We start from the raw sequence: 13,838 nt of genomic DNA on the forward strand, positions 1-13,838 counted from the left end.
AGGAAACATTTTCCAGAGTTAAACAATATAAATTTGATGTTTTTTAAACATCAAAACATCAAATTATTCATTCTTGTCATTAAGTAAAAACATATTGTACATAAAAACACGCTATGCTGCATTCATAGTGCAATATAATTAATGTAGATAACTTTAAAAGAAGACTTTTACGAGTATTATTAAGTAAAATCGATCCGATACAAATAAATCAATATGCGACAATACAATACATGAATAAACTCACTGTAAATCAATACAGAATATGCTAACTAGAACTAAATTACATCCTTTTAATATATGTGTCTGTAAAATTTATGACAACTGCTAAATTTTTATATAATTAACTATCTCAATCAGTAAAATAGACGTGTACCCATCCACCTATTCACTGCACTCATTCGCAAAAAATTCTTCTGCTTTAGCTAAAATGAATTGAAACCTTTTAAAAAACAGATCCTCTGTTTTTTAATACTCTCCACACATAAAAATGAAGATGCAACAACTTCTTACAATTTAATCGGCTTGCATTTAGCTGTATTTTCCGAAAGACTAACGGAGAAAGCTTTTTTAACATCCAAATACAATTTTTCAATCACTTTAACGGTTGTTATAATTTGCTTTGCTTTACTCTCTGATACCCCCAAACTTTCAGAAAGCTCTGCATAATTATTATCATCAAGTGCTTTATACTCATTCAATGAAAGACGACTCATGATTTCATGCATAAAATCACAACATTCCTGACGTAATGAAGGAGAAACCTCAAGCATTTTTTTTTGCGTGTCTTCTGGCAAATTTAAAATATCTTGCATTTCCTTACTGGGCATTTTTACAGATCTACTTGAAATACCACTTTGCACTTCTTGTTGTCTTAAAATTTCATCTCTAGCCGATATTACAATATCTGCATACCGAACAATTGCATCACTAAGTGCAGCACAAGACGCTTCAGCTTCTTTTCGCTTTGAATTCTTCATACCTAACATCTTAAAACCTGCAAGGCCAGAAATAGATTGAGGAGATTCCACAAACTTTTCTGCAAGCTGTTTTGCAAACTGTCTTGCAAGCGCTTTATCAAAACATGAAAATTTACCAATTAATTCGATATCTTCTTTAAAGATTGCCGAATTATTATAAACAAGTTTTGAATAAGACTCAACATCTTTCCAGCCTCTTTGAACAGAGAAATCTTTTTTAATTTCCTCAGCAATTTCTTCTCTTGTCAAAGGAACATATACTCTTTTTGGAATGAGAACATCTTCAAAAACCTTAGGTATTACAGCTTTAAAAACAACTGTATCACCTAATTTTAAGGCTTGTAATTCTTCTGGCATAAAACAATCTTTGTGGCACACGACGCAGCAACCTGGTATTTCGACTAGAACCGAATTTGAACTACAGCCCCTATAAATACCGTTATAAACCGCATCTTTACGAGCAGCTACAATAATCTGTTTTTCTACATCTTTATACTTGTTATTGCTAACAAACTCTTTTAGCATACACACTTTGTTTGGATCAGAAATATCTTCAAACAAATGCTCCATAGGAGTTAAAGCATCTATATCACCTTCTAATGTTTCCGAAGCATGGCTAACAAATTTCATGCGCTCTTTTGTTACAACCGAAAAATCGAGTTTATAACCAACAGCCTTAGCAAGTTGTTCAAAAAACACCTTTTGCGTACATTCATTCCCCCCTACAAAAGGACATACATAATTAAGAAAAGAAAACATTCTTGCTACATTATGAGCAAATTCTTCAGATGATAAACCTCTTAGATTATCCTTCTCAAAAAGAATGTTATCGATTTTTTGCAAACTTTCCTGAATTTCCTCACTATCTTGAATTTTATCATTATTTATAGAGCTCAATTTTCCCATTAATGACAACTTAGCATTTATTCTACTATCAGAAAATTTAAGCTCGTCACGAGTCTTTCCAGCCCAATCAAAAATATTCCCGAATAAGCTCTTATGAAGACGTTTTAGATAAGAAGTGTCAAATTGTTCTGGTACCTTTTCATGAGACAAATTAACAATTGCCTTTGCGACATCGTGTGCAATTTTGTTACGAAGAGCAACTGTATTTGTTATTCCACATTTATTTACTAGCATTCCATATTTATTTATCAGCTTTTTTTCAGAATAGCTTGAATGTTCCTTTTGTGCCTTTACTTTAACGAGTTTTTTCACAGAATTATCAAACTGAGTATTAAACTGCTGTAGTGAATAATCCCCGTTCGCATATTCTTTTAACATATCTAAAGTTCTAGAGTTAAAAGTATATCCCTCAATCATATGCGCACTAATCACTGAATTTACCACTTCACGACGCTTTTGTATTAGGCACTGAGGCGTAGCATAATCCGTCTCATAATTTGAAATCACCTTTTTTTTGCTCTTGAACATTAATGAATCCTCGTTGGGTAAGTTTTTCTTCTTTCTTTTTAAAATTACTATATAACTCTCTTCACATTGCACCTAGAACATAAGAAACATCTTGATTATACTTCTAATACTGCATACGTTCGAAGTAAATCATCAAAAAAATTTTTGACTAGTACTAAATAATTAAACATGAATTCTCAAATTTTTTAAAATACTTTAAGACTAGTGATTACAATTCATACTAAATTTTACACATTTTGACTTTTTAATCAAAATTAAAAACATAATCAAGTCAATTTTACTTATAAGCGACGTTTGATTACACCGATCACTCACTCTTTTAAAAGATTAAATGTAATTATTACAGACAAAGACAACTCTATTGATGCGGATATATAGTCCTTCATTTTCATTTATATATTTTAAAAATCCACAGCAATAATTAAAATCGGTAGTGATAATGACTCGACACTGATATGAATTTTTTATAATTATAGGCGTTTTGTAATTCAATTTCACACAAAAAGGAACTTTCTATCCATGTCTATAAGTATAGAAAAATGCAACACTAGCCGAGAATCTTCACCCGGTCGAATTTTGTTCGCGAGTTTTATCGGCACAACAATAGAATACTTTGACTTTTATGTTTTTTCAACTGCTGCAGCTCTCATATTTCCTCGATTATTTTTTCCATCCCAAAATGAGCAGCTCGCTATTTTGCAATCCTTCCTTATTTTTGGTGTCGCCTTCATATCACGCCCTATAGGATCAATTATTTTTGGTCATTTTGGTGATAAAATTGGACGGAAAATAACGCTGATTGCCTCTCTTCTTACAATGGGTATTTCAACAATTATTATTGGTATTTTGCCTACTTATGAAACAGCTGGATGGATCGCTCCTTTCCTTTTAACAATATGTCGTTTTGGACAAGGAATCGGATTAGGAGGAGAATGGGGAGGAGCTGTGCTGCTTGCGACAGAAAATGCTCCCCCAGAAAAACGTAGTTGGTATGCAATGTTTCCGCAATTAGGGGCTCCAATTGGCTTATGCGTATCTATTATAGCTTACTTAGCACTATGGCATACACTTGATGAAGAGCAACTTTTCTCATGGGGATGGCGTATTCCTTTTGTTGGCTCAATTGTCTTCATTATTTTAGGATTATGGCTTCGTATGTCGATCAATGAAACAATTGAATTCAAAAAAAATATCGACCACGAAAAAACCTCTAAAATACCTGTTCTAGATGTATTCTTCAAACACCCACGAATTTTGTTTCTTGGTACATTTTGTAGCATGACAATTCTTGTATTATTTTACTTGGTTACGACTTATTTGCTAAGTTATTCAACAAACCATCTGCAATTATCATTTAATCAAGCACTTCAAGTAGAAATGATCGGCGCTGTTTTTTTTGGTATTTTTACTGTTCTTACAGGAAAAATTGCTAATCATGTTAACCGCAGAAATTTGATGATTTGGGTTACAATAGCTACCGGTATCTATTCCTTTGCAATTCCTTACTTTTTCGATAATGGAATTTTAGGTATTTGTGCAATGTCTGTTATTGGTTTATCTCTCATGGGAATGACATATAGTCAGATCGGCGCAGTTCTTTCATCAGCATATCCAACAGAAGTTCGGTATAGCGGTGTTTCTATAACCTTTAATTTAGCTGGTATTTTAGGCGCAGCTGTTGCACCCTATATTGCAGAATATCTAGTACAACATTTTAGTGTTTCTTATATTAGTTATTATCTCTTCGTATCTTCTTTTATCTCACTCGTTTGCTTTATTGGTTTTAAAGATGAAGAGATATCACGCTAACATACAATAATAATGAACAATAAAACTAATATTAGCGGCAAAAATGCCGCTAATTTCATTTTTAAAGACATCGGTTTAGGTGTAATCCACCACAATATTCCAGCAAATAATAAACAAAGGAAAAAGAATAAGATATCGATAATAATACTAATATAAGAGACAGAAAATATCTGTGATAGAATATTTGTTGTTCCCAACCATGAAACACAAAAAAAAGCTAATATTACAGCCCATAGAATAAGTAAAATTCGGTCAAATATCATTATCATTCCATTTGAATATTTTAATCTAAGGCTATATTTTAGCGCTCCTAAAAAAATCATAAGAAAAATTCAATCTGATTATTTTGTAACCAAGAGCTCTGATTTATGAGAGTTCAATACTAAAAAAATCAAAATAAAGATATCCTATACCTCAAACCTTCTGCTCCCAACGATAATCTTCAGTTTGCTGCCAATAAGTTAAATTATAATTTTTTGTTTTATAGTCTTTCCACTGCTCACGAATAAGATTCAATTGCGTATCATTATGACCATCAAACATAATCACAAGTCGTTGATAAATATCAACATCTGAACAAACCGCTCCGTCTATAAGAAAGCGCACTTTTGAATCATTCGGATTTTCTTGTCCTGTAGTAAGAAACACAGGCTGCAAATCTGGATACTTATCATATTCTGTCCCATGCCCAATAAATGATTCATCGGCATAAACCCATAAACAAGTATCTATAAAATTGCATTGTTCTTTATTCATACATTGTATTGTTATTCTACCAAAACGCTTCAATGCACGCTCTACTAACACAGGCAAAGTCTCTTTTAAAGTTGACTTTGTTAAATGATAGAAAAGAATATCAACCATTTTAATCCTCAATATTTTTCATTATAAAGCGCTATTAGAGCTTCAGTATTTTGATACGATAAAGTAAGTTAGAATTAAAATCTCGTTTTATTCTAATGATTATATTCTGAAAAAATAATGCCATATATTAATATTTATAAAATCATATTATTCTCGTACAAGTCAGAAAATAGAATTATTATAGCTGCAATCATAGCTTTTCTTTTTGCATTTTTTAATAGAATTTTTTCTTTTACGTATCATGCAGCTAATTTATATAACTTTTAAAAAGGAATTTTTATTTACCCCTAATCCCATTTCTTTAAAACATCCACAAATATAAAAAGCCCTTAGAACAGTGCTCTGTTTATAGAATAACAAGCTAACATCACCATTATATTTTACTAATTCCTAATATTATAATTTCGTTGTATTTAGATATTGCAGACAAAACATCTTGCATCCTTTCTCAAACAGATTTTATTCATATATCGTTACGTAATGCATACATAAAACATCTTGTTAATTAAAAATCAGAGAGACTGGAAACTTATTATTCAAAATAATAAATAAACTGCCTGTATGACTATAATCATTTTCTATTGCTCATAGGAAAGATGCACAAAAAAACAGTCTTTAAATTTTAACTTAACGCATTATAGAATATCACTTTTGAAGTGAAAATTGAGGATAATATTTATTCTATGCGGATTTTTGAATTATACATATTAAAACGCATTTTTATTCTTTTTAGTGCTGTGCTGCTTGGAGCAGTTGGCATCAGTTGGACAGTACAAATTCTTGCACGAGTCGATTTTCTTACAACAAATGGGCAAACATTCTTAACAATTTTATATTTTTCATCTCTATTAATTCCTTCTGTTACTTCTCTTATCATGCCATTCGCATTAGTTGTTGCAATTACAACCATCCTTTTGACAATGAATCAAGATTCAGAATTAGCTGTTATCAGCGCCTCAGGCATATCCAAAAATATTGTTTGGAAGCCAATTCTTCTTTTAGCAATTCTGGCTTCATTTACTTCCTTTTCCATTACTAATTTTATTGCCCCTCACGCGCGTCTTAATATGCGACAAATATTAGCAAGTTCTCATTCCGATCTTATTAGTCTTTTCATTCGTGAAGGTAGTTTCCAAGAATTAACTAAAAATCTTTACATAGAAATTGGTGAACGAAATGCAAACGGAACCATTGGCCGTCTTTTCATTGCTGATCAGCGCGATCCTCAGCTTGGACTTTTTTATTATGCAACAAAAGGAGCTATTGTTAACAATAAAAAAGGTAAATTTTTAATCCTTAATGATGGCGAAATAGAAAGAATTGATTATAAAAATGATAATGTTTCAATTATCAAATTTAGCTCCCATACTTTTAGTCTAAGCGAATTTATTCCCAATAAGAAAACACCTAATATTTATCCTAAAGATCGGCCTCTTTCTTATTTATTCAACCCCAATCCAAGTGATCCTCATTATCAACGAAAACCACTTCAATATAGAGCTGAGTTGCATCGTCGTTTCACAGAATGTCTCTATCCTATTGTTTTTGCATTAATTGCAATAGCCATAGCAGGAGATGCACACTCATATCGACAAGCGCGTATCTCTGCGACTTTTTCTACAATTACTTTTTCCTTATTGATTTATTGGTTAGGATACTTTTTTGCACGGAAAACAGAAAATAACCCTTCTTATATTCCACTACTTTATGTCATTCCAATAGGAATAAGCTTGCTTACCTTTTTTATGCTACTAAAAGACTATAAAATTGGTATCCTTGAAAAATTTAATCATGTCATTCAAACAATTTTTCAAAAAATTATAAAAAATTGATTTACAAAAATAATTCTTCTTTTATTCAAACTGAATTATAGCTCACATTCATGATAGTGAATCAATATGGAAACGATTAATAATAGCTAAGTTTCCTACTATGCATTTTTCTATCTTTAATCTCAATGTAGCAGAACTTTATTATACCAAGGAATTTTCTATAGATAACACCGATACAAAATACAGAAAACTGATTAAATCTAAATTATAATTATAGGAAGTTATCATTTCTGACAAATTACAAGATCTGTTTTTATATAAAGTAGATTATGCAAAATCTTTAAAATTGTCAGTATCTAAAATTTTAGATTATGTAAAATCATTTATACACTATAAATCAAAGTGATAATAAATTAGTAAAATTTCAAACTACTGAATTCTTAATTAATGCTTTTTAATGTTGTAGTAGAATATATCATGCACTTTACGAACTCTCATAATAAAGCTTACTTCGCATTTCATTGAATATTCGCATGCATCATGATATCTACACATCAAAACTCTTACTATCTTTCGGATAAGGTATCATGATTGGATTGACGCTCGGACGATATTTTTTCATGCTTTATCTTAAAACAGTCTGTTTTTTCCTCTTGGGTGCCTTTATTCTCGTCCTCTTAATCGACTTTACAGAAAACTCTAGCAAACTAGCGTTACTTCCTCATCATACAGCAAAAGGAGCATTCCTTATTTCATTGCTGCGAATTCCCTTAATTATGCAACAACTCTTTCCCTTTATTGCATTATTTTCTGCAATAACAATGCTTATCTCCCTTAATAAAAAATTTGAACTTGTTGTTGCTCGTTCAATCGGTATTTCCGCATGGCAATTTCTCGCACCAGCTTGTTTTGGAGCTTTTCTTTTCGGATTATTCTCCATTCTTTTCATTAATCCACTAGCTGCATGGAGCTCTTCCCAAGCAGAAAAAATGATAGCAGAATGGCGTAGTAATAGTGCCCAAATATCTACCACTGACACGCGTATTCCATGGTTAACACAACACACAAATTTAGGAAGAATAACCGTTGGTGCTAAATCAATCATATATCAAGATCTTTCTCTTATTGATGCAACCTTTGTACAATATAATGAGAATGCAACAGTAAAAAACTGGATTAATACTAAAAAAGCAACATTGACAGATGGTGCTTGGTTATTAACAAATGGGACAATCTATAAGATAGGACAAACTCCTGAAAAATTTACTGAATTACGAATAAAAACTCACTTAAAGCCTGAGTTTTTAACTGAATATTTAACCGATCCTATAACTATTCCATTTTACACCCTACCAAAAAAAATTGCTGTTGCACGCTCACTTGGTTATTCTGCCAATAAATTTGATATGCATTTACAATCACTGATTGCTTTACCAATGTTACTTGTGGCAATGACTCTTATTGCAGCAACTGTATCACTAAAAATTCCACGCTTTGGACAATCGAGAACATTAATTCTTGGTGGTGTAATTGCAGGATTTATACTTTATGTTATTTCTATGCTCGTTCGAAGTTTTGGTAACGCTGGTTACATTCCACCAATCATTGCTGCTTGGGTACCAGTTATAGTGGCATTGTTTTTTGCAATATCCTTTTTACTTTATACAGAGGATGGTTAAGTAAAAATGTTAGCAAATAAAAGGAGAATTTTTAAAACACTGAGAATGTTGGTTATAAAAAGCCTCATCAGTTTTTCTGGAGGTGTTCTTATCTCTCATTCTACAATAGCACAAAATTCTAATCCTTTTTTTCAAAATCATCCCCAGAATACAAAAAGTCCTTTCTTACTCTCTGCTGATAAACTTATTTACAATCGTGATGCAAACACCATTTCTGCACAAGGAAATGTCCAAATTGAATATGATAGTAATAAAGCCGTCGCTCAAAGAGTCACTTACAATCAAAAAACAGGACGTGTCATAGCTCAAGGAAATGTTAAGATTACTCAAAAGGATGGAAATAAAATCTATTCTCATTATATTGATATGACAAAAGACTTTGGAGAAGGATTTGTAAATTCTTTACGTATCAAAACAACGAATAATACATACTTCACAGCTGAAAATGCTAATCGTAACAGGAACCAAATAACAATTTTTAACAATGCTATTTATACAGCATGTGAACTTTGTCATAACAAATCAGATGGTGCAGTCTCGTGGCAAATCAAAGCAAAAAAGATCATATGGAACAATGTCAAAAAAACAATTCGATTTGAAAATAGCTATTTTGAAACTTTCGGCATCCCAATTTTATATTTTCCAACGATTGAACTTCCTGATCCAACAGTAAAACGTATAAGTGGTTTTCTTGCTCCTCGCTTTTTTTATGCTGATAATCTTGGTATTGGCGTAAAAAACTCTTATTTCTGGAACCTCTCACTCTACAATGATTTCACACTTTCTGCTACAGTTTATACAAAACAAGGACTTTTAAATGAAGGTACATGGCATCAACGTTTAAAAACAGGCTATTATAACATCCATTTTGCTCATATATACCAAACCAATCCTTACAACTTCGATAATGATAGAGTTGATTCACAAAATACTAATCGTTATATGATAGCAACAAGAGGTAATTTTCGTATTAATTCGCGGTGGATTTACGGCTGGGATGCCTTTGCACAGTCAGACAGAAACTTTAGTCGTACATACAAACTTGAAAATTATGGCGACCCTGTAAAAATTTCTCAGTTTTATTTAAATGGTCTTGCAGGCAAAAATTATTTTGACATGCGTTTTTACCATTTCAATATCCAAAATTCACTGCTTAAAAACACCCTCAATGATCGTCATTCCCAGCAAGCATGGGGTCTACCTATCATTGATTATTCTTTGACACCAAATAAATCAATTTACACTGGAAATCTTACCTTCCGTAGTAATATACAATCAATTTATCGTCGTCATAATGACTTTAATAATACACATTTGCCAGATTACCCTAGCAATACTCTTCAACTCTCCGGTATAGCTGGAAACAGTTTTCGTTTAACAAACGAACTAGAATGGAAAAAACGTTTCAATACCAAAAATGGTTTAATATTAACGCCTATCTTTGCCTTACGAATTGATACAAGTGCAATAAATACTCACAATAACTATATTGCTAGCATAGAAAATGTCTCTTCGAAAAATTTTAATATTGCTTCCTCAACAATTCGTAGTATGGCAACAGCAGGCTTGGAGTTACGGTATCCTCTTCTTATTACTACTGAAATATCCACACATATACTAGAGCCAATAACACAAATTTTTATACGCAATAACGAACAATATGTAGGACAATTACCAAATGAAGACGCGCAAAGCCTTGTATTTGATACAACCACCTTATTTCAACGAGATAAATTCTCTGGTTATGATCGTGTAGAAGGCGGCACAAGAGTAAATATAGGTCTTAGATATTCCGGAAGTTTGAATAATAATTGGTCACTTTATGGACTTATTGGACAATCATTTCATCTCGCAGGAAAAAATTCGTTCGCAGAGAAAGACTTTGTCAATTTAGGTGCATACTCTGGTCTTGAAACAGCACACTCAGACTATGTGACAATGTTTGAAGCAAATCATACTCATGGCTTTTCTATAGCATCTCGTGGACGTTTTGATAAAACAACAGGGAAAGTCCGCCGTAGTGAATTAGAAGCATCACAAAAATGGTCTAATCTTTGGACGTCTATGCAATATGCTTATATTTCACATCAACAAAATGATGAATATACGCAAGATCAGCAAGAGATTTCTTTTCAAGTGGGACTTAAATTTTCCAACTATTGGTCAATTAATAATAATACTAGTTATGATTTAATATCTAATGCTTTTGTAAAACAAGGAATAAATCTAAGTTATATAGATGAATGCTTTGGGATAACGATTGGTTATCAACAGGTAAAAAATCCAGAGAGAAATATGACTTTTAAAAACTTTAATGTTTCTTTTTCATTACGTACTATTACAGCTATTGGCAAAAAAATAAAATCAGATTTATAATAGAAAGTATATCAATCTTAACTTATCATTGTTTTTATGCAGAAAAACATATATTTTGGGTAATAGATGAAAATTGATTGTAAAGGTTTACTTATATGAATACACTAAGAAATAGTGCTCTTGCTTTATTTTGTATCACTTCTTTGAGTGTAAGTAGTTTATCCGTAAGCACATTTTTTACATCACAAGCTTTTGCACAGACTTCAGTTGTCGTTACAGTTAATGGTAGCGCTATTACAAATTATGATATTCAAAGGCGTATTGCTTTTCTTAAATTGCAACAGAAGCAAGGAAATCTTGCCACACAAGCTAAAAATGATCTTATTGATGAAGTCCTTAAAAATAATGAAATAAAACGGCGAAATATTGAAGTTAGCACAGATGAAGTTGAGAATGCTTTTGAAAATTTTGCTGCACAAAATAATATGACTGTTGATCAACTCAATCAAATGCTCACTCAAACTGATGTCACGGTAGAACACTTTAAAGCATATATTTTGGGGCAAATGGGCTGGGCACGTCTTGTTAATGCGCGTTATCAAGCTGAAGGTGGAGTAATTACAGAACAAGAAGCCTCACAGAGGATATTAAAAAATGGCGGTGTCAAACCTTCAACAAACGAATATACACTACAACAAATTATTTTTGTTATTCCTGAACATCGGCGGTCAGCAATTCTAGAAAAACGTAAAAAAGAAGCAAATAAGTTCCGTGCCAATTTCCAGGGATGTAATAGCGCTAAAAACCAGGCAAAAGGTATTTTAGATATTACTATCCGTCATTTAGGAAAATTTTTGGAACCTCAACTGCCTCAAAATTGGGAAAAAGCTATCCTTGCAACGCCAGCTGGAAAAATGACTAACTTTCGAGAAACGCAGAATGGTATTGAAGCAGTTGCTGTCTGTCAAATAAAAAGAGTTTCTGACGACCGTGTGGCTCGACTTATATTTTCCATCCAAGATCATCAAAAGAAAGATATTCCCCAACTTCTTGAAGCTCTCAGTGAAAAGTATTTAAAAGAATTGAGACAAACAGCACGTATTCAAAATTCATAATGGCTCCGCTAATCGTTAGTAGTGGAGACCCGGCAGGAATTGGTCCTGAGATTGTTATAAAAACGTGGAATATGCGTAATATACGTCAAATTCCACCTTTTGTTCTTTTAGCCGATCCTGAAATTATTCATTCGCGTGCTCGTTTTTTACAACTTAATATTGATATAAAATCTGTTTCTACTCATAATCCTGTAGAAAATTTTTCAACATCTCTTCCTATAATTCCCTTAAAAAATCGACAAAGTGATCAACTAGGATTATCTTCACCGGATAATGCTGCTGGAGTAATTGAATCAATTGAACGCAGCGTTCAATTGATTCAAAGGGGTCAGGGATGCGCACTAATTACTTGCCCTATTGCAAAAAAAAGTCTTTACGATTTTGGATTTCACTTCCCAGGTCATACTGAATTTCTTGCTCATCTTGCTCAAAAGTTTTCCAATAAACAATATCATCCAGTTATGATGTTGGCTGGACCTCAATTAAAAACGGTACCAATTACTATTCATATTCCACTTAATAAAGTTTCTTCATCTCTTACATGTGATTTAATTATTAAAACTGCATTAATTACTGAAAATGATTTAAAAACCAGATTTGCAATAAATTCACCACGCTTAGCTATTGCTGGTCTGAACCCTCATGCTGGAGAAAATGGTGCAATAGGAAAAGAAGAAGAAAAAATTATTATTCCCGCTATTGAATATCTTAAAAAAAGAGGACTGAATATTATAGGTCCCCTCTCTCCTGATATAATGTTTCATGAACGTATAAGGCAAACATATGATGTTGCTCTTTGTATGTACCATGATCAAGCTATTATCCCTGTTAAAACATTAGACTTTGATACTACTGTTAATGTTACCTTAGGATTACCTTTCATTCGCACTTCCCCAGACCATGGCACTGCTTTTGATATTGCAGATAAAAAAATAGCTTCTCCTGAAAGTTTTATTGCTGCTCTTAAACTTGCAGACCAACTTGCAAAAAACAATCCAATCATATGCTAATAGATAATCTTCCTCCTCTCCGTAACGTCATCAGTAAGTATAAGTTACAAGCTAATAAATCTTTGGGACAGAATTTTATTTTTGATCTTAATTTAACAGCTAAGATTGCTCATCAAGCAGGCAATATAGAAGGAAAACCTGTTCTTGAAATTGGTCCTGGTCCTGGTGGTTTGACTCGCGCCTTACTTGCAAAAGGCGCTATTGTAACAGCGATAGAACGTGACGAGCGTTGTATGCCAGCTCTTTTAGAAATAGAAGAGCACTATCCACAAAAACTCAAGCTTATTTTTAATGATGCATTAAAACAAGATTTTCCAAAGCTTTTTGAAGCATATCCGGAAAAACCGCGAATTATTGCAAATCTTCCATATAATATTGGAACACAACTCTTATTAAATTGGCTTTTAACAAAATCATGGCCCCTTTTTATGAGTCAATGACTTTAATGTTTCAACGTGAAGTCGCAAAGCGTATTACAGCAACTGCTCAATCTCCTTACTACGGTCGTCTCAGCATATTGACTGGTTGGCGTAGTATTGCAAAAATCGCTTTTGATATTCCTCCTCGAGCCTTCATACCAGAGCCAAAAGTAACTTCTTCCGTTGTTCACATTATTCCACGCTTACAACCTCTCGCTTGCTCTACACAAAAATTAAGCCTCGTCACAAAAATTGCTTTTGGACAAAGGCGTAAAATGCTGAGACAAAGTCTTAAAACTATTGGAGGTGAAACACTTTTAGAAAAAGCTGGTATTGATGGAACACGCCGAGCGGAAACACTTTCTATTTCTGAATTTGTAACTTTAGCTAACCTAATCACTTAAAGAAATAGAATCCTTATTAATTTAAAGATTCTCTTAAAA

General features: G+C 32.6%; 9 protein-coding genes and 1 pseudogene. 7 read left to right on the forward strand and 3 right to left on the reverse strand.

Features of this window, described 5'->3' with window-relative positions; genetic code table 11:
- Positions 1-506: 506 nt before the first annotated feature.
- Positions 507-2,411, reverse strand: coding sequence for a BID domain-containing T4SS effector (locus Bra60_RS03800; RefSeq protein WP_078698086.1), 1,905 nt, complete (start codon positions 2,409-2,411; stop codon positions 507-509).
- 519 nt (positions 2,412-2,930) lie between these two features.
- Here Bra60_RS03800 and Bra60_RS03805 point away from each other — a divergent pair.
- Positions 2,931-4,220 (forward strand): MFS transporter, encoded by a 1,290-nt coding sequence (locus Bra60_RS03805; protein ID WP_078688662.1) that lies wholly within the window; start codon positions 2,931-2,933, stop codon positions 4,218-4,220.
- Here Bra60_RS03805 and Bra60_RS07575 read toward each other — a convergent pair.
- Together Bra60_RS07575 and Bra60_RS03815 are read right to left on the reverse strand one after the other, a co-directional pair.
- Positions 4,217-4,483, reverse strand: coding sequence for a hypothetical protein (locus tag Bra60_RS07575; RefSeq protein WP_035007426.1), 267 nt, complete (start codon positions 4,481-4,483; stop codon positions 4,217-4,219). The genes Bra60_RS03805 and Bra60_RS07575 overlap by 4 nt on opposite strands.
- 151 nt (positions 4,484-4,634) lie before the next feature.
- Positions 4,635-5,084 (reverse strand): DNA polymerase III subunit chi, encoded by a 450-nt coding sequence (locus Bra60_RS03815; protein ID WP_035007277.1) that lies wholly within the window; start codon positions 5,082-5,084, stop codon positions 4,635-4,637.
- A 683-nt stretch (positions 5,085-5,767) separates the two neighbouring features.
- On the opposite strand from Bra60_RS03815, the gene lptF reads away from it, so the two are divergent.
- From lptF to rsmA, 6 genes and pseudogenes are all read left to right on the forward strand, one after another.
- On the forward strand, positions 5,768-6,916 hold the full coding sequence (gene lptF, locus Bra60_RS03820) for an LPS export ABC transporter permease LptF (protein WP_078689048.1): 1,149 nt from the start codon (positions 5,768-5,770) through the stop codon (positions 6,914-6,916).
- A 527-nt stretch (positions 6,917-7,443) separates the two neighbouring features.
- Complete coding sequence (gene lptG, locus Bra60_RS03825) at positions 7,444-8,535, forward strand: LPS export ABC transporter permease LptG (protein WP_078688664.1); 1,092 nt, start codon at positions 7,444-7,446, stop codon at positions 8,533-8,535.
- A gap of 45 nt (positions 8,536-8,580) precedes the next feature.
- Positions 8,581-10,911 carry an LPS-assembly protein LptD gene (locus tag Bra60_RS03830; RefSeq protein ID WP_236823903.1) on the forward strand — a complete coding sequence of 777 codons (2,331 nt, stop codon included), beginning with the start codon at positions 8,581-8,583 and terminating at the stop codon, positions 10,909-10,911.
- A 95-nt stretch (positions 10,912-11,006) separates the two neighbouring features.
- Positions 11,007-11,966, forward strand: coding sequence for a peptidylprolyl isomerase (locus Bra60_RS03835; protein WP_078688666.1), 960 nt, complete (start codon positions 11,007-11,009; stop codon positions 11,964-11,966).
- Positions 11,966-12,976 carry a 4-hydroxythreonine-4-phosphate dehydrogenase PdxA gene (pdxA, locus tag Bra60_RS03840; protein ID WP_035007271.1) on the forward strand — a complete coding sequence of 337 codons (1,011 nt, stop codon included), beginning with the start codon at positions 11,966-11,968 and terminating at the stop codon, positions 12,974-12,976. Before Bra60_RS03835 ends, pdxA begins: the two co-directional genes overlap by 1 nt.
- Positions 12,970-13,799: pseudogene (gene rsmA, locus Bra60_RS03845) on the forward strand (16S rRNA (adenine(1518)-N(6)/adenine(1519)-N(6))-dimethyltransferase RsmA). Before pdxA ends, rsmA begins: the two are co-directional and overlap by 7 nt.
- The last annotated feature ends 39 nt before the right edge of the window (positions 13,800-13,838 follow it).

It is taken from the genome of Bartonella sp. Raccoon60, from assembly GCF_002022585.1.
GTDB classification, from domain to species: Bacteria; Pseudomonadota; Alphaproteobacteria; order Rhizobiales; family Rhizobiaceae; genus Bartonella; species Bartonella rochalimae.

Excerpts from the sequence above, each read along its gene's own strand:
- Bra60_RS03830 (WP_236823903.1), top strand. The coding sequence starts at position 8,581 with ATGTTGGTTATAAAAAGCCTCATCAGTTTTTCTGGAGGTGTTCTTATC.
- Bra60_RS03815 (WP_035007277.1), bottom strand. The coding sequence starts at position 5,084 with ATGGTTGATATTCTTTTCTATCATTTAACAAAGTCAACTTTAAAAGAG.
- pdxA (WP_035007271.1), top strand. The coding sequence starts at position 11,966 with ATGGCTCCGCTAATCGTTAGTAGTGGAGACCCGGCAGGAATTGGTCCT.
- Bra60_RS03835 (WP_078688666.1), top strand. The coding sequence starts at position 11,007 with ATGAATACACTAAGAAATAGTGCTCTTGCTTTATTTTGTATCACTTCT.
- Bra60_RS03800 (WP_078698086.1), bottom strand. The coding sequence starts at position 2,411 with ATGTTCAAGAGCAAAAAAAAGGTGATTTCAAATTATGAGACGGATTAT.
- lptG (WP_078688664.1), top strand. The coding sequence starts at position 7,444 with ATGATTGGATTGACGCTCGGACGATATTTTTTCATGCTTTATCTTAAA.
- Bra60_RS03805 (WP_078688662.1), top strand. The coding sequence starts at position 2,931 with ATGTCTATAAGTATAGAAAAATGCAACACTAGCCGAGAATCTTCACCC.
- Bra60_RS07575 (WP_035007426.1), bottom strand. The coding sequence starts at position 4,483 with ATGATATTTGACCGAATTTTACTTATTCTATGGGCTGTAATATTAGCT.
- lptF (WP_078689048.1), top strand. The coding sequence starts at position 5,768 with ATGCGGATTTTTGAATTATACATATTAAAACGCATTTTTATTCTTTTT.